Here is a 23,219-nt window from a genome sequence, read left to right as displayed (position 1 = left end):
CCGTTAAACTAAAGGGAGCGGCGTTTTGCTTGACGGACAAGTCATGAGAACGCCATTTTGTTGTCAAGGATGCGGCAATGGTGCCGTGTTCGGATGTCAGAATCGGATGGGACCAAGCTGGTGGAGGAACACCAGTGACAAGTAAGGAGTCTTTACATGAGTGTGCAAGCACCTACTTTAGAAGAAGCGCAGGGTCTCCTGCAAAAATATTATGGCTACCCCGACTTTCGCGAGGGTCAGAAAAAGATCGTGTCCAGCCTGCTCGAATATGAGGATACGCTGGGCATCATGCCTACCGGGGGCGGGAAGTCAATCTGTTACCAGATTCCCGCTCTGTTATATCCGGGGCTGACGCTGGTCGTCTCCCCGCTCATCTCATTAATGAAGGATCAGGTCGATGCGCTCACGACCGCCGGCATTGCTGCCGCTTATATCAATAGTACGTTAAGCGGCAAAGAAGTGAATGATCGCATCCGCGCGGCGCAGCGCGGTGAGCTGAAGCTGCTCTACGTCGCGCCGGAGCGACTGGAGCTGGACTGGTTCCGCGATGAGATGGGGCAGCTGCCCATCTCCTGCGTGGCCGTGGATGAGGCCCACTGTGTGTCGCAGTGGGGGCATGATTTTCGGACAAGCTACCTTGCGGTAGCGCCGTTTGTGGACAGTTTGCCGGAGCGGCCGGTGGTTGCGGCCTTCACGGCGACGGCGACGCCCGAGGTCATGGGCGATATTCTGCGGCTGCTGCGTTTGCAGGATCCGCAGACGTATGTGACCGGACTTGGGCGGGATAATCTGGCGTTTAGCGTGCTGCGCGGCGAGAGCAAAAAGGACTTTGTCCTGAACTATGCGCGCGAGCATGCCAGCGAGCCAGGTATTGTGTACGCCGCAACCCGCAAGGATGTGGACGATCTGCATCAGCGTTTGCTGCATGCGGGATTGCCCGCAGGACGCTACCATGCGGGAATGACGGACGATGAACGGGCCCAGAGCCAGGAAGCTTTTTTGTACGATGATATCCGGGTGATGGTGGCGACCAATGCGTTCGGGATGGGGATCGATAAATCCAACGTGCGTTATGTGCTGCATTACAGCATGCCGAAGAACATGGAGGCGTATGTGCAGGAAGCCGGACGTGCGGGACGGGACGGAGAGCCGAGTCAATGCATTCTGCTGTTTGGAGCGCAGGACATTATCACCCAGAAATTCCTGATCGAGCAGAACCCGATGGAGGGCGACCGCAAACAGAACGATTATCGGAAGCTGCAGCAGATGGTCGATTACTGTTACACGACGCGTTGTCTGCGCAGTGCACAGCTGGATTACTTCGGTGAGGTACATGAGGACAAGCCGTGCGGCATCTGCAGTTCCTGTACGGACGACCGCGAGCTGGTGGATATGACGATTGATGCGCAGAAAATATTCAGCTGCATTCACCGCATGCGCGAACGGTACGGCGTATCCCTGGTGGCTTCGGTGCTCAAGGGCTCGCGTGCCAAAAAAGTGCTGGAATACGGCTTCGATTCCTTGCCGACCTACGGTGTGATGGGCAACCGCACAGAACGGGAAATTGCGGAGATCATTAACGTGATGGTATCGGAAGGCTATCTGATGCTGTCCGAGGGACAGTATCCGGTTGTGCGTTTGCAGCCTCTGGCGGTGGAAGTGCTCAAAGGCCAGCGTGAAGTGATGCAGCGGGTGGTGCGCAAGACGGCAGCAACGGCTACGGGTACGAACTACGGTGGACGACGCGGTCGCGATGCGATGCCATCGGCGGTCAACGAGACGGTATTTGAGCAGCTGCGTCTGATCCGGCGCGATCTGGCGGCGAAAGAGCATGTGCCATCGTACATCATCTTCAATGATGCGACGCTTCGCGAGATGAGTGTGGTATGTCCGCAGACGGAACGTGACATGCTGAGTATCAAAGGGGTCGGTGAGGTCAAGTACCGCAAGTATGGACTGCCATTCCTGGAGTTTTTCCAGAAACAATCGGGCGAAGAAGTGGATACGGATGATGATGCGTTTTACGAGTATGAGTGAGCCAGAGGGAAATGATTAGGAGTGGAAGTGATTATCGGTCGGTGGATTCGTGCTCTCGATAATGTACAGATTGTTGTACGTAAAGCTATTGTTCTTGTTTTAAGGCCGATGTGATCGAATTTTATATGTATAGGGTACTTATGTGTAATGTTCGGTTGTTTGCATAGGTGAAAAATAAGTTGAACGTGTTAGGGATAGTTTGCGGTTATTGATGGAACCGGGAGAAGCCTTCGGCACAGGTCTGAGATTCAAATTCCACAAAGTGGCGTTTGAAATATGGATTATGAATCGTGTATTGCGAATCGTGGATCCTGGATGGAACTTGAATGCAGTCTTTTGCAGATCTAAGTTGGGCAAGCGTCTCTGTATGGTGGACGGAATGAGCTGAATTGTCTTTCAAAAGGTGGACATTGCTTTGGATAAAGCAATTGTTGGTTTGTACAGGATATGGAGTCGATGAGTGTTCCTGGGCCTATATGTAGTAGATCAGAGGGTGCCGGGAAGTGGATGTCTTTTTGAAAAGGGTGTCCACCCTTTGAAAGACAAATGTAGGATATGTCCATGAGACATGGAATGGATTTTTATAGGGATATAACAAGAACAGTATCCAGAACTGGTGTCGATATAGGTTTACATGAACAGCATCCGGGTCAGGATGGCTGTGGAGCTTTACTTTTACCAAAAAAAATATGGTCTGGGTGTCCAGGCAAAGGTTGTGAAACATGAAGGTTATTCTCTCTACTTTGAATGCAAAATACATCCATACCTCGCTGGCCTTGCGGTGTCTGAAGGCGTACAGTGAGAAGGATTTTGATATTGATCTGGCGGAGTATACGATCAAGGACCCGGTCATGAATATTGTGTCTGATCTGTACCAGCGCGGCGCGGACGTGATTGGGTTTTCGTGTTACATCTGGAACATCGAAGAGACGATCAAGGTCATTGATAACCTGAAAAAGGTTATGCCTGACGTGAAAATTTTGCTGGGCGGGCCGGAAGTGTCCTACGACACGGAATATTGGATGAACCGGATTCCCAATGTCGATTTCATCGTGATGGGTGAAGGGGAAGAGACGCTGCATCAGCTCCTGACGGAGTTGGAGGGAAGTAAGAAGTACCACTTTGTGTATGGACTCGCGTATCGCAAAGGGGAAGAGGTCATTCTCATGCCAGGACGGCCGAAGGCGGATCTGAACGATCTGCCGTCACCGCACCGTTTTGAAGAGGATATCCCGGATCTCGGGAAACGGGTTGTTTATTTTGAGACGAGCCGGGGCTGTCCGTTCAGTTGTCAGTTCTGTCTGTCCAGTATTGAGGTCGGCGTGCGGTATTACGATATTGAGCGGACGAAGTCGGATATTCTGTATCTGATTGAGAAGGGTGCGAAGCTGATCAAGTTCGTGGACCGGACATTCAATATCAAGCGCGATTACGCGATGGAAATGTTCAAATTCCTGATTGAAAACCATCAGGGGACGGTGTTCCAGTTTGAAATTACGGCGGACATCATGCGCCCTGAAGTCCTCGACTATCTGGCAGAGAATGCGCCGCCGGGGACTTTCCGATTCGAAATTGGTGTACAGTCCACGAATGATCCGACGAATGAACTGGTGAAACGCCGCCAGAACTTTGCCAAGCTGAGCCGTACGGTCAACAAGGTCAAAGCCAGCGGTAAAATCGACCAGCATCTGGATCTCATTGCCGGACTGCCCGAGGAAGATTATAATACGTTCCGCAAAACGTTCAACGATGTATTTGCCCTGGGGCCGGAAGAGCTTCAGCTCGGATTCCTCAAAATGCTGCGGGGTACGGGTCTGCGTTTGGATGCGGAGAAGTACAATTATACGTATATGGATCACGCACCATATGAGATTCTGGGCAGCGACGTGCTGCCGTTTAGCGACATCGTGCGCCTGAAACGGCTGGAGGATGTGCTGGAGAAATACTGGAACGCTCACCGGATGGACCATACGCTGAAGTATCTGATGGAGCAGGAATTTGATTCGCCGTTTGATTTCTTCCAGGCGTTCGGGGATTACTGGGAAGGTCAGGGCTGGCAGAAGATCGGCCACCAGCTGGAGGATTTGTTCACCCGTTTGCACAGCTTCCTGGAATCGCGGAATACGCCGCATATGGATATCGTGCTCGGCCTGATGAAGCTGGACTATTTCCTCGGCCACAAGTACAAACCGCGCAAAATCTGGTGGGACGATGCGCTGGAGAAGGATCAGTGGGCTCTGTATATGAAAACGTTGGCTGAACGTCCGGAAGACGTTCGTCTGCCGCGCGTTGCCGGTGCCTCAGGCTCGGCATGGCTTGAAAGCAGCGGCACGAGTGCGACTGCCGCTGCGGAAAGTTCGGCTGCTGCCGGGGAAGACTCTGCCGCAGATGCGGCGGGTGTGATCGGCAGCGAAGCCGGGGGTGCAGCGTCGCTCCCTGCGGGCGACGCAGGTGGGTCCGCCGCGGATGGAGCGGCGGACGGGGTGGACGGCAACGCTTCGCGTGCGCTGCCGATGACCTCGGCCATGACCGCACAGACGGTCATGGGTGCCCGTGCTTTCGCCGACCTTCGTCTCGGCGAAAAGGAACTGCAGAAGCACGCCGTACTGGACGTGCTTCCGTTCCGGCTTGAGCGTGTGCTAGCTGGCGCCAGCCCGCTTGCCGCGAAAGGCCGGACGCTGCTGGTCGTGGTGTACCAGCAGCATGAAGGGCAGCAGGCGCAGTATTACACGCTGCCGCTGGGAGAAGAAGCCGCTGCCATGTAGGTGCAGCGGCAAGGAGGAAGCTGCATAGGCCGATTGGCGGCATGCAGCGGGAGAAGCGTCACGGCTTCGCGGTCGTGGCGCTTACCCATGAGGTACAGCACCCATTGGGTGCTGTACCTCATCCTTACGCGGCTTGCCACTACACAAGCCGCGCCCCGCTCTACCTTTTACCAAATTTATATGTTTCAAAACCATCGGAAGGTCGTCTAATTCCCCATCTGGGAAGAAGAAGGCCTTTCTTTTGTTTTGGAGATTCCTCTGAGCGAGTAACGGTGGCCCCATTCTCGTTCTACATGCCCAGATATTGATCCATTCGTTCGCTGCTCTTTAGCTCGTTCATAGCTTGTGTTCCTTTTACCAGTTGGTGTTTATAGCTGGCCTTCCTCCTCCTTATACAAGTTTTTTTTTTAATTTGATTTGACTTTTATCGTTGTTCTGAAATAGTTCATTCCTGTATATGTTTCGCTCAAAATTTGTCATTATTTAGAATAATATGTGATAAAAACTATCTTTTTCTTTTAAATTTAAAAATATGAAAAAAGTGCTTTTCAAGAGTAACGTCTTAGTGTAACATAGTGGAAAATAAAACCTTTTTTTGAATATTAAACAAGAATTAAGTCTAAATGACGAAGTTTATGCAATGGAACAGAAACTATCATTTTTTTGTAAAACTATTTTTAAATAACCTACCAGGACGACATGAAGTCAGAATAAGAGGGGGATAGGATAGACCAGGGAAGTCTATCGATAAAACATGAAATATATCTGTATAAATTGTGAGACGGAGTATAGCGAATTCCGTTATACATGTACGTGCAATGGGATGCTGGATATTCAACAAGACTTTAGTGCAGTCGATACGGACGAACTAAAACATCTTTTTCATCAACGTTTGTCTGACCGCCGGTCCATATATGCCAGTGGTGTATGGAGGTATAAGGAGCTTATTTTTCCGGATGTGGAAGAAGAGATGGTTGTTTCGAAATATGAAGGGAATACAGGGTTGTACAGTCCGGAAACCGTGGAGCGATATGTGGGGGCAAGATCCGTATGGTTAAAAGCGCAAAGTGAAAACCCAAGTGGTTCCTTCAAAGATAATGGCATGACCGTTGCGGTTACACATGGTAAATCCATGGGATACAGCAGATTCACTTGTACCTCCACAGGAAATACATCCTCTTCATTAGCAATGTATGCAGCAATCGCACAAACAAAGTCCTATGTTTTTGTGCCTAATAAAAATATTTCTTTAAATAAAGTACTGCAGACCTTGGCGTATGGTGCGAATATTTTCTCCTTCGAAGGTACATATGATAACGGAATTAAATTTTTAGAAGAACATAGCGAATCGCTGGGCCTATATATTTGTAATTCGATTAACCCTTTTCGGATTGAAGGTCAGAAAAGCATTGTGTATGAACTTGCACAAGACCTGAACTGGGAACTGCCAGATTGGATTGTGGTGCCAGGTGGAGCTCTGAGTAATGTATCGGCTTTAGGAAAAGGTCTTTCCGATCTGTTCGCCTTAGGTTTTATTGATAAATTGCCTAGAGTTGCTGTTATTCAGGCGGAAGGAGCCAGCCCATTCTACAAGATGATCACTGCACAAAAACAAGTGCTTGAACCTGAGCCGCACCCATACACCTTAGCTTCAGCCCTTAATATTGGTGACCCACCAAGTTGGCGTAAAGCGATGCGTACGCTCGAGGAGACCAACGGTGTAGCAATGTCTGTCACGGATGAGGAAATTTTAAATGCTAAGGCCGTGGTAGATGCTTCTGGAATCGGTTGTGAACCTGCTTCAGCAGCAACGGTAGCCGGTGTCAAAAAGTTAATACAAGCAAGCATAATCGATAAGGACGAAACGGTTGCATGCATCTTGACAGGCCATATTTTGAAGGATACGGACGCGCTTCGTATGTATCACATCGAAAAGGACCACCCCTATTCCAATAAAATTATTTCATCTTCTCTTTCTATGGAAAGCATTATTGAGAAAGTAAGATAACGGTTTATACAAACTAACGTAGAGATGGAGATATTGTGAATGAGTAATGAAGCGTTAAGCATCACAAATGAATTATATGAACAAGGCTACAATGCGTATACTGGAGTGCCATGTTCATTATTAAAAGGACTATTTAGGATTTTAGAAGATAAGGAGTATGTTGAAAAGAAAGAGATTGTCTATATGCCCGCAATTCGGGAGGATTCTGCATTAGGAGTTGCCGTAGGTATGCATTTAGGTGGCAGGAAATGTGCAATTTTAATGCAAAATTCAGGTCTGGGCTATTCGATGAATGTCCTGACATCATTATATTCAATCTATCATATTCCAGCTTTGTTAATCATCAGTTGGAGAGGGGCCTTTGAGAATGATGCAGTCGAACATGATCTCATTGGCGAGAGGCTTCTTCATGTACTAGATGCTATTAAAATACCTTATGTGGAATTTGACAAAGAACATAGTGCAGCTTCTGTTAAAGCTTGTACTGAGCTTATTGAAAAGAATAGCATGCCGGTTGCTTTGTTAATTAAAGAGGCGATTTAAGGAGGCCATATGAGGAAAATAGAAGTTATAGAAAAATTGATTACAGATTATCCAGATGCTCATATCATATCAACTTGTGGATACATTACGCGAGATTTGTATAATGCCAGTGATAGGCCAGAACACTTTTATATGGTTGGTTCGATGGGAATGGCGGCACCTATTGCCTTAGGATTGGCCAAAACGAATCCTCAAAACACATTTATTGTTCTGGATGGGGATGGGTCGTTTGTAATGAATTTTGGTATTACGCTTATGATTGCCGAGCACAAACCCTCCAATCTTATCCATATTGTTTTAGATAACGAAATGCATGAAAGTACAGGGGGACAACACACCGTTCCCATCTCAAACTCAAAATCAATCATGGAAAATATAGGGTATAACAAGGTGCATGTTATTGAATCTCTGGATCAATTCCCGGAGATCGTGGAAGAAGGCCCCGTTATGATTCATTGCAAGGTAGAAGCTAATTCAGGGAAAATTGGAAAACGTGTAGAGTGGACACCACAAGAAATTGTAAAACGCTTTACGTCTACTTTGGCTGTGAGTGTCTCTTGATTTGTACCTGTGAAACGGAGGTTTGAACCATTAGCCAAATATCGTTGTTGGATTGCACATTGAGAGATGGCGGAAATCTGAACATGTGGATGTTTACACCTGAAGAGATTAAACTGCTGATCCATCAATTGGATCATGCAGGCGTTGAGATTATAGAAATTGGATATCGCGGTGGATCGGGGAGCAATCGATCCACTCAGGTTGGAAGCGTTGCCAAGTGCGATGCTGAATTGATTCTTTCCCTTCCGCAACAACTCAGGTATTCACAGTATGCTGTCATGGTAATTCCTGAAGTCTGTGCACTTCGTCAACTAGAAGACTTGCGAGACTCATGTGTGACTTGGATTCGTATTGCTGCATACCCCCAACATGTGCAAAATGCATTAACCTATGTCTCTGTACTGAAAGACTGGGGATTTAAAGTTTGTTTGAACTTGATGTCAGCGAGTTATATTGGTGCTGGTGAATTAGCCATGATTGCTCAAGAGGCCGAACACGCAGGCGCTGACGTCTTTTATTTTGCAGATTCTTACGGTGCTTTTCATCCTGACGATATTACAACCATTGTAAGTACATTAAAGAATAAGACAGAGATACCACTTGGGTTTCATGGACATAACAATCTTGGGTTGTCTTTTGCTAATACGCTGAGAGCTTTGGATTTAGGGGTGTCTTACATTGACACATCCATATGCGGAATGGCTAGAGGAGCAGGTAATCTGGCTACTGAGCAATTCGCAGCGGTCATGAATAAGTGGAAGCGGTATGAAGTGGAATATGATTTAACGCCTATATTACAGCTTTCCGAGTATTTCCTTGAGAAGGTATTAACGGTGCCGATGAAAATTGCCCAGCCGGAAATAATCTGTGGACTAAATAACTTACATTACTATTACTATCAGCACATTGATCGTGTCAGCAAAGCGAATGCTCTTGATCCCATGTACCTTGGCTACCGAATTGGTCAGCTGATGCCGCTTGGAGTCGACGCGGATATCGTGGAAAAGACAGGAGAAATAATTCAGTTGGAACAAGGAAGTACCATTCCCAAAAAGTGAGGAGATTTATTGTGAAAGCACAAAAACTCAGAAGTTTGTTCGCCGGTGATCAAATTATCCAAATCGTTGGAGCGCATGATGGATTAAGTGCAAAGCTAGTAGAGGAAGCGGGTTTTGACGGAATATGGGCAAGTGGTCTGGAAATTTCCGCAGTAAATGCTGTGCCGGATGCGAATATCCTCACGATGACGCAATATTTACAAGCCGCTGCTTCAATGGATGCTGTAACCAACATTCCGGTGATCGCAGATTGTGATTCGGGTTATGGAAATGTAAATAATGTAATGCATTTGGTACGTGAATACGAACGTAATGGTATTGCTGCTGTCTGCATGGAAGATAAATTGTTTCCCAAGTTAAATAGTTTTGCTGGGGGAGAACAAAAGCTCGCTACCATTGAAGAGTTTTCCGGAAAAATACGAGCTGCTAAGGATACACAGCGTAACCCTGATTTTATGGTAATTGCTCGAATTGAAGCACTCATTGCGGGTGCTGGAATGGATGAGGCTGTAGCGAGAGCGGAGGCTTATGAAGAATCAGGAGCAGACGCTATATTAATTCATTCTAAGAAAAATGATCCGTCTGAAATTTTACATTTTTTAAGTCTCTATTCCAATAGATTACCCATCATCCTGGTACCCACAACCTATCCTCAGATTAGTGCCTCAGAACTGCAAGAGTATGGAGTGAAAATGGTTATTTATGCAAATCATGGACTCAGAACTTCCATCCACGCGATCAGACAAACATTCCAGCAAATCAAATTAGCAGGGAATACCTTACAGATCGAAGATAAAATCGCATCGGTTCAAGATGTTTTTAAATTGCAAGGCCTTCAAGAAATGCTTGATGCCGAAGACTACTATACAGAACAAAGATATAAAAAGGTGGAAGTGCCGGTTATAAGTAAATAACGATAAAGGAGCTGTTTGCCTTGTTAACCCTTGATCAGCTGAAATCCTATCATCAGGATGGATTCATTTTATTGAAGAATGTAATATCAGCCGAGGATTTAGAAAGGTTAAGATCGGCAATAGAATTGGTTTATCAAAAAGTTAACAGTGATCCTTTACAGTTCAAGGCCAGGTATACCCAAAAGGTTGAGGACTATGATACATGGGGCGTTGCGGACATCTTGTCTCCGGAACTTCGTCATCCTTCTTTTGACGAGTTGTTGGCTAATCCGAAAATTATGTCTTCTATATCTCAAATCATTGGTGATCAACTTCGATTTTGGACAATGCATTCTTTCTGGGCTCCTCAAAAAGTGGATTACAATCTGGTTTGGCACCGTGATCAGCAAGATCCCTATGATTTTGATCAACAGGGACAAACTACGTTTCTGCTAGCCAATCTTTCTTTATATGAAGATGAAGCTTTTAAAGCTGTTCCTGGTACGCATATCAGAGCATTGAATGAACAAGAACTGCAAGCGATTTTAAACAGAGAATCGTCCCCTCTCCCTAATGAAGTCACACTGTATTGTGAACCTGGTGATCTCGTACTATTTAATGCTTTAATTCTTCACCGTGGATCTACTAAAGCGGGTAGTGAAAGACGGACTGTCCATTTTAGCTTGCAAGCCAAGGACGAAGAGAAGGGCGGATATACGTCACGTCCTTGGATGAAGGATGAAGCATATAGAGAAAGTCTTCACCCTGTAACCCAAGAACTCATTACTTCCTTAATTGAATGGGAGGATGCGCATCCGATAAAGAAATCTTTGGCCGGAATGCGAAGAGCCTATAGGGATCATAATCACATTACCAAGTAATTTCTAAATATCTGAATAGAGGTGTTTGAGATCAAAACGATTACACTTCATTTTCTGAATTCAAACGTTGTTATGTTGGTTGAGGATGGAGTTCAAATAGACAGGGTGATTGACTTCTTCAGCACACATTTTGTTATCCATGAACCATTGGATGATACTTCTTCGTGTATAGCAACCATTCTTATACAAAAGGGAGCAGCAGATCTTGCAAATTATGCTGATAATCAGGGTTGGGAATCTGTATATATTCGAAAAAGTGCATCTGCATTTTTTACGATTCCGGCTGTACGTCAGCAAATTGGAGAAAAAGAGTATTTATTCTGCGAGCATACAAATACGCTCTTAACGTTTGATGCTTCTAATAAATTCATTGACATTACAAGTGGCGACATAACCTCTGAAGCATTTAATTTGATTTTAATTGAGCTGATTAGAGATGTCGTGATTAAGAATGAAGAAAATGAAGGAACCGTAATTCTTCATGCTTCGTGTGCTTTCCGTAATGGCTTAGCCTACTTGATTACAGGGCCGAAAGGATCTGGGAAAACAACGACAATCATGGAATTGGTACATCGGTTCGGCTATCAATTAATGAGCGGAGACAAGACGTTTCTATTTGAAGAAAATGGTGTTCTGATGGCGAGTGGTTGGCCAGATTACCCCCATATCGGCATAGGAACACTTACCAAATACCCGGAAGTGATCAAGAAAGTAAATATAAACATGAATGCGGAAGAAATTAAGGATATTTGGTCGCCTAAACATAAGGTAGCCGTTGATCCCCAGCTATTCAGAGAACTAATGCCATCATCTGAACCAGGAGTACATTGCCCGGTGGCGTATATTTTTTATCCAACCGTTTCATCTTCTCCCCATTGCTTCATTGAATCGTTATCCAATCATCAAGATAGAATAGGAGAAAATATTGAAACGATACCCGAGAACAGCGACAGTTCCTGGAATCATTATATAAAAGTTAATCATGACAAGCTTCAATTATCTGTCAGCAAAATTACAGAAATGTTAGAGCAAGTGCAAGCGTTCCGAATCATCGGTTCAGGGGTACTGCCGGAACATGAGAGTATTTCATTACCACTGCATTTAGGAGGATAAAATGAACGAAAATATACAGCTTCAAGATCATGAAAGGCTTCTACTGCTCTGCTCACGTATTGAGATGACAGTAGAAAACGAAGAAGAAGCTAAAGTAATTATTGATAAGGGATTTGATATCGATACATTGGTTTCTTTGGCGAATCGTCACAAGGTGCTTCAGCTGATCGGCGGCCACTTACTGCGATTAGATCAAACAGGAAAAATTAAAAACATGTATAAGCGATTATTCAATTCCTACTATATCAGTAACAAACATCGTAATGAACTGATGTTTGCCGAAGGGTTGCAGGTCTTACAAGCATTTGATCAAGAATCGATCAAAGCGATCCCCCTCAAAGGCTTTGTGCTTCTTCCAAAAGTATATAAAGATATGGGTCTTCGAATTTGTAATGATTTGGACTTCTTGATTGATTTATCGGATCGAAACAAAGTTTCTCAGGTGCTTAAATCACTTGGGTATGTGATTGGTGATTATGATTGGTCCAGTAACACGATAAACCAAGTATCGAGACAAGAGGAAATGCTTTGGAAAATGCATATTGGCAACATTTATCCGCATGTAAAACTTTCTGAGGACCCACTCGTAAGGCATATCGATATCGATTTTTCTTACGATGTTGATCTAAAGAAAAATTATCAAGCATCAAAAGAATTACTAGAGAATGCAGTACAAACTAATTTAGAAGATACACCTGCTTATTTACTTGAAGAAATGGATTTTTTGATTCATATCGCCATCCATTTATATAAAGAAGCAACCAACGTTCAATGGGTACTACTGCATGCCGATTTAAATTTGATTAAGTTTTGTGATTTGCGAGAATGTACGCTGAACCTGTTGGAAAGCGGGCGATTGGATTGGAATTTACTCGCAAAACGAGCTAAGGACCTGCTTGCAACTGAAGCGTTGTTCTACTCTTTTTACTATTTAGATTACTTGTATGATGAACATTATTCAGACGAGCTCCAACCGATTTTAAATATTAGAGATGAAACATTTCTGGAAAAGTACGGAGAGCTGGATTATGGCAGCGCCGTGAAATGGAAGAAATCATTTGTCGAGCGCTTTTTCTCCCTTTCTAATGCGGATGAATTAGAAGGAACTTCAAGACTGGAACAATTTAAAGAAAAAATGACATGAAAAGTAGGTGGAATTATGGATAATGAGTTGAAGCAAAAAGTAATCGATATTGTCATGACAGTGACAAAGCTCGAAAAAACACCTGCGGAGCAAGAGATTTTGCCGATTGATTCCTTTGCATCCGTAGCCATTATTGTTAAATTGGAGGATGATTTTAGCATAATGTTTGAAGACAAGGATCTAGTTCTTGATAACTTTTTATCAATCGGCTCCATTGTCAACATGGTGACTGAAAAGAAATCATTAGTTAGCTAAATTTAGGAACGTAGGAGCGCGCGATGTTAAAAGAAATAAAAATATCTTCGAAAGGCTCTGATCATTCCTATGATATTACAGAGCAAATTGAATGCTGCCTGGGAGACATGGAAAAAGGCAGTGGGATCGTACATGTATGTGCAGTTGGAAGTACGATTGGCTTAACCGTCATGCGTTATGAGCCCGGTGCGGTTCAAGATCTGTTACAGATGTTAAATGAAATAGCCCCCCATGAAAAAAAATATGAATACCAACATTTTCGTACGACTGGTGATATGAATGGAAGTTCCCACATCAAGAGTTCCATTTTAGGAACAAGTCTTTCGCTTCCTGTAAGCAATTATAAATTAGCAATGTCTCCCACCCATCGTGTTGTCTTATTTGATTTTGATTTGCAGGAAGCAACCCGTACCCTTTTTATTGATTTATAGAGAGGAAAATATAACTATGAAACTTCGTATGGCAACTCCGGGACCGACGCAGGTTCCCAATGAAATTTTAATGGCTGGTGCAAAGGAAGTCATTCATCATCGTTCGCCACAAATGCAGACATTGATTGAGGAAATTAATCAGGAGCTTCCCAAATGGTTTCGGACACAAAACGATGTTTACATTTTACTTTCATCAGGGACCGGGGCGATGGAGGCGGCAATTTCTAATAGCTTAAATATTGGCGATAAGGCAATCGTAGTGTCCAATGGGTATTTCGGTGAGCGATTTGTAGATATTTGCCGCATTCAGGGTGTCGAAGTGGTAGAGATCCGCACTCCATGGGGAACATCTGCCTCAATGGAATCCATTGCGGCAACGTACGAACTGCACCCGGATGCGAAGGCCATCTTAGTCGTCTATAGTGAGACTTCTACAGGAGTTAAGAACGATATCCAAAGTATTGGGCAGTATTTTAAGGATAAAGATACGCTCGTTATTGTGGATGCAATCAGTGGTTTGTTATCTCATGCGCTAGAGATGGACGAGTGGGGGCTGGATATCGTACTCGCTGCGTCACATAAAGGATTTATGATGCCACCTGGACTCGCTTTTGTTAGTGTGTCCGCAAAAGCATGGAATGTCATTGATCGGGTGAAGCCGCGCAGTTATTATTTCTCTTTTGCACGTTATCGCAAATTTTATCCGATGGCTCCTTCAAGCCCTGGTGTATCTCTGCTTCAAGCTCTGCAGGTATCTTTACAATTATTAAATCATGAAGGTTACGATGCTTGTGTACGGAGGCATCAAGGGATTGCTAAGGCGGCAGGAGCTGCACTTGAAGCATTAGGTTTTGAATTGTTCGTTCAGGATCCGAAGGTAAGAAGTAATACGGTTACCGTTGCTAAAGCACCTGGTGGTATGTCAGCAAAAATGTTACTTCAAATCCTCAGTAACAAATTTGGGCTTACCGTAACAGGCGGACAAGGTGAATTAAAAGATACCGGTATTCGAATTGGTCATGTCGGTGCAGTTGATGTAATCGACATAATGGGTATTTTCGGTGCTATTGAAATGAGTTTAAGCGAAATGGGCTATACCTTTGATCGAGGAAGTAGTCTGCAAGCCATTCAAAATTCATTAGCGGAGGAATCAGTCTATGTTTAAGTTATACCAAAGAGAAAAATGTCCCTATTGTAAGCCTGTGAGGGAACTGTTAACCGACCTGGGTGTTTCTTACATCAATATCAATGTTACGAAAGAAAGATCCGAAAGAACAGAACTGATTGAGCTTACGGGTGTACCTTTTGTCCCGGCTCTGCATGATGGAGATCATATTCTTGCGGGCCGCTTAGAAGATAACCAGCATATTCTTGAATACATCCAACAGCATTTTTCCAAAGTAGAACAGGACGTTAGTGCGAAATGAAGATTGCTTTAATTGGCGATATTCATAGTCGGTTTGCTCAAGCGGAACAAGTGGTAACCAAAATACGTACAGATCAAACTGAAGCGGAAATCATATGTATGGGTGATGTTTTTGAAGTGGAGAAAACACCCGTATATTCAGCGGATGAAACTGCGATAGAACCGATGCCATTATCCGACTATGTTATGGATTCAACGCATTCATTTATCCATACACTTAATACGTTTCCAGGCGTTATCGGTAATCAGGAAGAAAAACTGATGAAGCTCATGCCTTCAACGCAAATACCTGAAAATATCGCTATCTTTTTAGGTTATCCAAGAGAAATTACCAAAGGGGATCTGCTCTTTATCCATGGTCATCAGCTGTCATGGGTAGAGAGGGACCCCGATGTGTTCCATCCGTTAATTGAAAATGCAATGTTAACTTATCGGCTTTTTTTTTATGGTCATAATCATGATCAAAGATTATTTGGTGTCAATCAGGTCGATGGAGAGATGCTTTATGAAGAAATTCCCATTCAGTTGGGGAGTCCGATACCTTTGGACAAGTATGAAAAATACCTTATTAATGTTGGAGATATAAAGAGCACACCTTCAAAATGGGCGATCTATTGTAGTGATGCGGATACCATAACCTTTTATGAGTTATCCCCTGCCAAAGTATAGAGAGGAGTATCTCATTGTGGCTATTTTAATAATCAATCGAAGAGATCATGCCATCACACCCTATGAAAGCTGGTTAATCTCAACAAAACAAAAACTAGTGATGTTGTCTTCCTCCGAATACCAGTTAAGTTATAATCACGTTGTAAATAACTATGAACACATGGAATGGTTCGATCATTTTTCGGTCAATGGTAATGTCGAGAAGCGAGCTATTGCTCTACATAAAATATACAAGTTCACTGCCATTATTGCTATTTCTGAATCAGATCTGATTCGTGCAGCGGAATTACGGGACTATTTAGGCATTCCAGGCCAAACGATGGAGAGTGCTTTAGCATTTCGCAATAAAGTGATGATGAAAGACAAACTAAAACATTCAGACATCCAGCTGTCGCCTTATTGCAAGGTAACTTCTAGTCTGGACTTATTGAAGTTTGTTGCATCTCATTCCTATCCAATCGCAGTGAAGAAAGTAGACGGGACAGGCTCCAAAGAAGTAGCGATTATTCATACAGAATCAGAACTGGAGCACAGATTAGAAGAAGGCTTCAAGGGAGAATGGATCGCGGAGAAATTTGTATCGGGACGAATTTATCATATTGATGGTCTTGCCATGAAGGGGGAGCTTTTATTTTGCTGGCCTTCTGTATACATTAATTCTTGTCTCGCTTATATGGATGCGAAACCATCAGGAAGTTACATTCTAGAAGCTGATAATCCACTTGTTAAGCGGTTGAATGAGATGGTAAACCAGATTTTATCCTATCTACCATGCCCGGAGATTATTGCATTCCACGCGGAGGTTTTCCACACAGAGGATGATGAATTAATATTGTGTGAGATTGCCAGTCGTGTAGGTGGTTCGAAGATCGGTATAACATTAAAAACGGCCTTTAATATTGATTTAATGAAAACATGGGTTCAAATGCAATGTGGTATCCCGATATCCTGGGAATCCGTTGAGAGAGAGCCGCGGACGATCAGTGGTAATGTGCTTGTCCATCCAGGGAAAGGTACGTTTTTGGGCCCCCCAGAAACGGAGTACCCGGATGAGATAATCGATTTTGAGCTTCTTGCATCCTCTAACCAACACTTTAACTATGGTCGTAACTGCAATGATTGTCTGGCTTCCTTTGTATTAATTGCCAATAGTGAACAGGATATAGAAGAACGATTACTGGCAGCAGTGGATTGGTTTCAAACGTCAATGAAATGGGACAATGGAGAAATCATTCAACATGCATAATCCTTCAGTCATACTTCGTTCATTGTCATCTAAAAATCAGCTGCGTTTTTTTGTTAAAGATCGGATTGGAACAGTGGGTTCACCAAAGATGGTGCCTGTTTTCGAAGAAAATCAAGAAAGCATCTTTGCTTTTCTGGAAAAAGAAGATTGCGCACATCTATTCTCGGAAAGCCCATACATACCTGTTGCTTCTGAGATCCATTGTACAGACTCCATCGAAGAATTGATTGCACAGCATAATGCTGCTCTGCCCTCTACCTGCCGCGAAGTTTGTCTGTGGGTGGAGAGTTCAACGTGGGGGGTGGAAGAATCCCTTTTTGCGTTATTATATGCTATTTATTTTAGCAAGAAAGTGGTAAGCCTGAATAGCTTGGATGAGTTCACCCAAAATAAAGGGCTAAGTGTCAGAGACCACGATGACTCTTGGTTTTTTATTATGCCTTACTCACTCCTAAATGGAGAAAGTAATCTTAAACTAGCTCATTTTGCAAAGCCCATGGGATTTCTTCCTTTTACCGATTACACTACTTTAAGTTTGTATTTGTTGAAGCGTATCGTGCTAGAGGACAAGTTAAATAGCAGTATTCGGATGAATTCTGTGCTGGCCAATCGGATTAAACTCCGAGAGGATGAGGCCATACAGGCCGTCGCAGGTCAGATGGAAACCCATTACCTACCTCGAGATCATTGTTCCCTGGAAAGCACATCAGACCTAGTATTTCGCCAAAGCAGGCTGCTTGAGTTTAACTATATGTCTCATTGTCGCGAATGTGCAATCGTCATGAATGATTATTTGTTTTGTAGTGTGCAGGCAGATGAGCCCGATAACGATAACGTTACTGAAAAATGTAACCAATTCTCACCACGTTGCCTGTTACACACAGATCAATGCTGCATTGAGAATCGCAAACGGCTTTCCATCAAGGACCTGTATGCGAAGTTCCTGTTTTTGAATGGCTGTAATCTTGGTGATGGAGCTCAAAGTTTTATTCCATATCGTCATACGATACTTAGGAATCTTATTGAAGGGCATGCATTAAGTGTCATAACAACACCGAGTATTAAAATTGGTGATATTACTGAGAATATTCTGGCCCATAACTTATCGAAATACGGGTATTCCGAGGGGGTCAAAACACAGTATATCAATGAATTCCTTAGGTATAGCGGTATTGAAAACAACTATTACTCTCAAATTGGTGATCCAAACTTGATCTATGGGGGTCTTAAAGTCAAGAAGACTTGTGTGTCCATGACTGATGCATCAAAGGTCGAAGTTACCCTGTCTGATATAGCTCAAGAAACATATGCTGAGGTTGATATTCAGGTGGAAGAATCGAGTTTGCATGGGTTGGATATTGCGGAGATATTCCTTATGGACTCTGATCATAGACAAATATCTTTACATCAGAAGAAACTTTACTTCGCTTTTATTAAAAGTAATGCTTCCAGTGTGAAATTGCTTTTGTTCTCAAACCAACCGTTTGAAAGTGATGAGATTCATGTGGTCATAACCGTACGAAATCATGTGGAAGAAGCGATGAAGCGAATTGAAATCTATCAAGAAAGTCTGGATTTTTTTAAGGAATGTGTTTCCATAGGCAGCAATTTAAAAGGGAGAATAGAGGATATTCATAACTATTGGAAATCAGTCCCTTATTTATATCGTCGATATCGTTATTGTTTACAATCGAGAAACAAGCTGGAAAAGATGATGCACAAATTGGAACAGAAGTATTCGAATGTGAGTCATGAAATATATAGTCAGATGATTTCCTATACAAGCAGCAAAAGGGATATATTTTTTGAAAAGATAAGCGAAAAGCGTACGAATATCACTGCGCTTGCCTTTACTTCTACTTGTTATGATTGTGGTTATGCAAGTGCAAGATTTGAATCTTCGATTATGACAGGACCAGGGAAGTCAGTGAAACGAATAAGTTATAAATGTTTTCAGTGTGGATGCATATCTGATTTTCCTGAGGCTGCATTGTCGATCAAAGGGAATCCATATCTCCGTTTTGGGAGAGAGGGTTTAGAGGCGAAATTGTATGAGATAAGTAATCAGCAAAATGTGCCTCTCGAAATAAACATTGCAGGGATTAGCATTGATAGCGAACTTATTGATGTGGAAATTGATCAGGATAAATTGGAAATTCAGCCAGGTGAAAGTTCATCCATATTTATTAAGTTGAAGCCAAGCTCGGAATTAATGCAAGGTGTTTACTTGTTCTCTTTTTACATCTTGGTAAACAACCAATTCTATTACTTATCCAAAACATTTGGATATGAAGAAAAGTAATAAATACAATTAGTGAGCAGGCAGTCACTCCAATATAAGTGGCATATTAGAATTCATATTGGATTGCAATTATTAGTGAAATGGAGTGGAGCTTGTGCGAACGGTTATCATAAATAGGTTTTCTCCGAATACAGTCAATTACGAAGAGTGGCTCAGTGGTATTAATAGTGAATTCATAATCTTTTCGAAGCATAAACATATTGAGCATTTTGGTGATTTCTTCGATGAGAAAATTGGATATGAGAATGTCGATACTGATGAAAGAGTCTATTCCGAAATTGTCCAGCTTCATCAAACAAAGAAAATTGATTGGATCATTGCTGCTCACGAATTTGATTTATTGAAAGCTGGACAGCTTAGAGAATATCTAAACATTAAAGGGCAAACTGCGGAAAGTGCACTTGCTTTCAGGGATAAAGTTGTTATGAAAGAAAAGGTTTCCGAAGTAGCTAATGTACCTGCGTTCGTAAGAATAAATCATGTATTTGATTTAATAGAGTTCAAAAAGAAACATGGTCTTCCTATCGTGATCAAGCCGGTGGATAGCGCAGCTTCTGTAGGTGTAAAAATCGTCCATGATGAAATCGATTTTGAGCGACTTCTAGCTAACGGTCTCGACAAGAATCTAGAGGCTGAATGTTTTGTTGATGGAGATATGTATCATATCGATGGATTATACGAGAAAAATGAGATTTTATTGTATAGCCCTTCCCGCTATATCAATGGATGCCTGGCTTTTCAGGATAATAACTTTTTGGGCTCCGTGATGTTGGATAAAGAAGACTCGCTCTATGAAAGACTTCAGCAAACATTGCTAACCGTATTAAATGCACTCCCCGTACCCGACCATCCTATTGCATTTCATGCAGAGTTTTTTCATACTGCTAATGATCAAATATTATTATGTGAAGTCGCCTGTCGTGTGGGTGGAGGGGAAATTAATGACGGTGTAAAGTTTGCGACCGGAATTGATATATTGCAAGAATCTATAAGATCCCAATGCGGTCAAACCATAAAATTAAACCAGACCTCAAATAGACTAACGGGTTGGATGTTGGTACCTCCTCAAAACGGAAAGTTGTTATCTGTAGATTCTAATCTGCCCTTTGAATGGGTACTAAAGTGCACCATAAAAGAAGAAAACATCGGAAAATCATTTAATGGTGCCGAATCAAGCGTAGATGCCATTGCTTCACTATTAATATATGGAGATAGTCAGACAGAGATAGAAGATCGACTGCATATGTTGTATTTATGGTTCCAGGAAAACACCGTGTGGGAATACCACACTGAACCCGTAATCATAGGAAATTCTCATGAGTGAATTTTTTCAATTGCATCGAAATGTGAGACTGAGGGTTATTATTATTTTTTTTAGTACCCTCACATCCAACATGATCTTTCCTTTTATGTCTATCTATTTCGCCAGATTTATCGGAATTAGTGCAACAAGTTTAATTCTCTCCATTGCCATTTTGTGTAACATGGCTGCAGGTATGTTGGGAGGATATTTCTCGGATCGAATCGGACGTAAGAAATTGATGATTTTATCGGAGGGCTTACGTGTATTCACGTATCTCATGTTATTGTTATCAAACTTACCCGGCAACGCTTTTCCTTATATAACCATCGTTTTTTTTGTGATGAATAGTATATGCTCCGGATTATATGGTCCCGCCTCAGAAGCCATGCTTCTTGATGTAACTAATTCAGCACAGAGAAAATTAATGTACAGTATATTATATTGGGCAACCAACCTGTCTATAGCTTTGGGGGGCACGCTTGGAGCGTTATTATTCAATAACCATTTATTCTTTTTATTCATGTTGTTATTATTCTCTTCCATATGCTCGTTCATCATTACTTACAAATTTATTGTAGAAACAAACATGCCCCAAGAGGAGCAAAACAAAAAGAAAAATGTATTTAAGGATCTATTTCTTAATTATAGGACTGTAATGAAAGATTCTCTGTTTATCCTTTTCATCCTAGCTAGTATGTTGTTATTTTCGATTGAAAGCCATTTGGCAAATTTTATAGCCATTCGCTTAGAAAATAACATTCAGGATTTTGTACTGTCACCTCTAAATTGGACGTTAGATGGAATACAGGTTTACGGTTATTTGAGAACAGAGAACACGATACTTGTCATTATTCTTTCAATTATTTTCACGCAATTAATAAAAACATGGCCTGAAAAAAGAACGATGTTTATAGGGTTTTCAATGTATATTTTTGGTTATGTGATTTTATCATACAGCAATCAAGCGTGGATTTTATTCGGAATAATGGTAATAGCGGTTCTAGGAGAAGTGCTGTTTGTGCCTATTTATGAATCCCTTCTAGGAGATCTTGCCCCTGATCATTTGCGAGGTTCTTATTTGGCGCTTAACAAAATTGCCACTAAAGGTGCTAGTTTGATTGGTGCGATAGGGGTTTATTTAGCACATGTTTTATCACCAATAGGTATTACCATTTTTGTTGGTTTATCTGGCGTGATCGCGATCCTATTGTTATATATGATTATGCCCGCAATTTATGAGCGTCGTAGACAAATCAATGAAATATAGTATGTATTGAATTAGGAGCAGGACTTCCCTAGATCATTCTGAGAGTCCTGCTTGATTTTGTTTTGATTCCTTATGTTACGCTCTTAAATGCTTGATATAGTTCCAATCCGAAGGAGGTAATTAGTCATGTCTATACGGGTTCCTGTTACAGGGGTGCTAAATGAAAAACAAGCACACGCACTCACTTTAAAATTGGCCTATAGTATGGAGGGAATATGTGCATGTACATACGACGAAATCAATAGTGAGATCATTATTGAAAGTGAGAACGAATCCAATACGGAATATTTGCTTGGTATTGTCCACAAAATGATCCTTGAAGAAAAAGAAATAAGAGCAATGGGATCTCGCTTGATTAAAACGCAAAATCAACAAAAGCAAACCTATCCTAAAATTGATCAAACTGAGATAGCGAATTATTTTGATTTGAATGGAACAATGAAAAAAGAACTTGCAGTAGAACTATATTCCATATTTGATTTGATTTTTCAAAACATCAGCCAAAACTACAACGCAAAAAACAGAAAATATTCCGCTCTTATTCAACGTGAGGTAATGGATGTATGTAAATATGTAAATTACTTCCCTCAAAATGCATACTTTGTAGCTGAACTGCCTCATGACTATTACGCACTCAAACAAGTTAAAATTGAAAATGATATTCAAAATTTTGTTAGGCTGAATGAATTTATGCTTTCGCCTGCTGTATGTTTTCATTGTTACCAGGAGCTAAAAAATCAAGAAATAAAGGATTCGATCGTTTTTACGGCTGAAGGAAGCTGTTTTAGACACGAAGCAGCCTGGAGAGTTGGCCAACATCGAATGAACGAATTTTCAATGAGAGAAATTATTTATTTTGGACAACCCGAATTTGTTTCTCAAATACGAAATGAAATTTTAGAGGAGATCTGGGAGCTGTTCAATGAATTAGGTTTTTGCGGTAGAATAGAAACTGCACACGACCCGTTTTATTTTCCTCAGGATTCCTCACGAGCCCAACATCAAATGCTTGCAGATATGAAATATGAATTAGTTGTGGAGATCCCCAATTCAGATATTTCCTTTTCCATCGCCTCATTTAATAATGTCAAAGATACGCTATGTAGGGAATTTGATATAACGTCCTCAATGGATAAAAAACACCTGCACTCTGGTTGTGCAGCATTTGGTATTGATCGTTGGGTCTACGCCTTAATGTCCACTTTTGGGTTGGATCTCCAATGTTACCCGCAAAAAATCCGTGAATATTACAGGAGATCAACACTGTGAATTTACATTAGCGTGTATAAAAATGATACAAATATAATATGAATGTCC

Annotated in this window: 20 protein-coding genes; all 20 read left to right on the top strand. The window is 42.3% G+C overall.

Translation table 11 applies throughout. The features are described from left to right. Positions 1–156 precede the first annotated feature (156 nt). The 20 genes from recQ to AB3N00_RS10830 all read left to right on the top strand — a co-directional run bounded on the left by recQ (position 157) and on the right by AB3N00_RS10830 (position 23,171). Positions 157–2,037 carry a DNA helicase RecQ gene (recQ, locus tag AB3N00_RS10925; RefSeq protein ID WP_413034551.1) on the top strand — a complete coding sequence of 627 codons (1,881 nt, stop codon included), beginning with the start codon at positions 157–159 and terminating at the stop codon, positions 2,035–2,037. Between the two features lie 722 nt (positions 2,038–2,759). Then, the gene (locus tag AB3N00_RS10920; protein ID WP_413034550.1) at positions 2,760–4,802 is read left to right on the top strand and encodes a B12-binding domain-containing radical SAM protein; all 2,043 of its coding nucleotides are present in this window, start codon (positions 2,760–2,762) and stop codon (positions 4,800–4,802) included. A 754-nt stretch (positions 4,803–5,556) separates the two neighbouring features. After that, positions 5,557–6,810 (top strand): threonine synthase, encoded by a 1,254-nt coding sequence (thrC, locus tag AB3N00_RS10915; protein ID WP_413034549.1) that lies wholly within the window; start codon positions 5,557–5,559, stop codon positions 6,808–6,810. 39 nt (positions 6,811–6,849) lie between these two features. Then, positions 6,850–7,353 (top strand): hypothetical protein, encoded by a 504-nt coding sequence (locus AB3N00_RS10910; RefSeq protein ID WP_413034548.1) that lies wholly within the window; start codon positions 6,850–6,852, stop codon positions 7,351–7,353. A gap of 9 nt (positions 7,354–7,362) precedes the next feature. Continuing rightward, complete coding sequence (locus AB3N00_RS10905; protein ID WP_413034547.1) at positions 7,363–7,914, top strand: thiamine pyrophosphate-dependent enzyme; 552 nt, start codon at positions 7,363–7,365, stop codon at positions 7,912–7,914. 44 nt (positions 7,915–7,958) lie between these two features. Next, entirely contained in the window at positions 7,959–8,972 is a 1,014-nt protein-coding gene (locus AB3N00_RS10900; RefSeq protein WP_413034546.1) for an aldolase, read from the top strand. 11 nt (positions 8,973–8,983) lie between these two features. Then, positions 8,984–9,886: a phosphoenolpyruvate mutase gene (gene aepX / locus AB3N00_RS10895; protein WP_175398345.1), complete on the top strand. Its 903-nt coding sequence runs from the start codon at positions 8,984–8,986 to the stop codon at positions 9,884–9,886. Positions 9,887–9,906: 20 nt separating this feature from the next. Next, entirely contained in the window at positions 9,907–10,746 is an 840-nt protein-coding gene (locus AB3N00_RS10890) for a phytanoyl-CoA dioxygenase family protein (RefSeq protein ID WP_413034545.1), read from the top strand. Between the two features lie 72 nt (positions 10,747–10,818). After that, positions 10,819–11,859 (top strand): hypothetical protein, encoded by a 1,041-nt coding sequence (locus AB3N00_RS10885; RefSeq protein WP_413034544.1) that lies wholly within the window; start codon positions 10,819–10,821, stop codon positions 11,857–11,859. 1 nt (position 11,860) lies between these two features. Then, on the top strand, positions 11,861–13,003 hold the full coding sequence (locus AB3N00_RS10880) for a nucleotidyltransferase family protein (protein WP_413034543.1): 1,143 nt from the start codon (positions 11,861–11,863) through the stop codon (positions 13,001–13,003). A 15-nt stretch (positions 13,004–13,018) separates the two neighbouring features. After that, positions 13,019–13,258: a hypothetical protein gene (locus tag AB3N00_RS10875; RefSeq protein ID WP_163756664.1), complete on the top strand. Its 240-nt coding sequence runs from the start codon at positions 13,019–13,021 to the stop codon at positions 13,256–13,258. Positions 13,259–13,281: 23 nt separating this feature from the next. Continuing rightward, on the top strand, positions 13,282–13,689 hold the full coding sequence (locus AB3N00_RS10870; RefSeq protein WP_413034542.1) for a YjbQ family protein: 408 nt from the start codon (positions 13,282–13,284) through the stop codon (positions 13,687–13,689). Positions 13,690–13,705: 16 nt separating this feature from the next. Further along, positions 13,706–14,854, top strand: coding sequence for a pyridoxal-phosphate-dependent aminotransferase family protein (locus AB3N00_RS10865; RefSeq protein WP_413034541.1), 1,149 nt, complete (start codon positions 13,706–13,708; stop codon positions 14,852–14,854). Then, positions 14,847–15,116 carry a glutaredoxin family protein gene (locus AB3N00_RS10860; protein WP_175398350.1) on the top strand — a complete coding sequence of 90 codons (270 nt, stop codon included), beginning with the start codon at positions 14,847–14,849 and terminating at the stop codon, positions 15,114–15,116. The genes AB3N00_RS10865 and AB3N00_RS10860 overlap by 8 nt, the downstream gene beginning before the upstream one ends. Then, positions 15,113–15,784, top strand: a complete 672-nt coding sequence (locus tag AB3N00_RS10855; RefSeq protein ID WP_413034540.1) for a metallophosphoesterase family protein — start codon at positions 15,113–15,115, stop codon at positions 15,782–15,784. Before AB3N00_RS10860 ends, AB3N00_RS10855 begins: the two co-directional genes overlap by 4 nt. A 16-nt stretch (positions 15,785–15,800) precedes the next feature. Beyond that, positions 15,801–17,030, top strand: a complete 1,230-nt coding sequence (locus tag AB3N00_RS10850; RefSeq protein WP_413034539.1) for an ATP-grasp domain-containing protein — start codon at positions 15,801–15,803, stop codon at positions 17,028–17,030. Then, positions 17,005–19,332 (top strand): hypothetical protein, encoded by a 2,328-nt coding sequence (locus AB3N00_RS10845; RefSeq protein ID WP_413034538.1) that lies wholly within the window; start codon positions 17,005–17,007, stop codon positions 19,330–19,332. The genes AB3N00_RS10850 and AB3N00_RS10845 overlap by 26 nt, the downstream gene beginning before the upstream one ends. Positions 19,333–19,426: 94 nt before the next feature. Continuing rightward, positions 19,427–20,656, top strand: a complete 1,230-nt coding sequence (locus AB3N00_RS10840) for an ATP-grasp domain-containing protein (protein ID WP_413034537.1) — start codon at positions 19,427–19,429, stop codon at positions 20,654–20,656. Then, on the top strand, positions 20,649–21,902 hold the full coding sequence (locus AB3N00_RS10835; protein ID WP_413034536.1) for an MFS transporter: 1,254 nt from the start codon (positions 20,649–20,651) through the stop codon (positions 21,900–21,902). The genes AB3N00_RS10840 and AB3N00_RS10835 overlap by 8 nt, the downstream gene beginning before the upstream one ends. Before the next feature lie 126 nt (positions 21,903–22,028). Beyond that, entirely contained in the window at positions 22,029–23,171 is a 1,143-nt protein-coding gene (locus tag AB3N00_RS10830; protein WP_413034535.1) for an aminoacyl--tRNA ligase-related protein, read from the top strand. Positions 23,172–23,219: the final 48 nt, after the last annotated feature.

This window comes from Paenibacillus xylanilyticus (genome assembly GCF_047246825.1).
Taxonomy (GTDB): domain Bacteria; phylum Bacillota; class Bacilli; order Paenibacillales; family Paenibacillaceae; genus Paenibacillus; species Paenibacillus xylanilyticus_B.
Note: the sequence above shows the minus strand (reverse complement) of the source record. Positions and strands in the feature narration are given on the sequence as shown.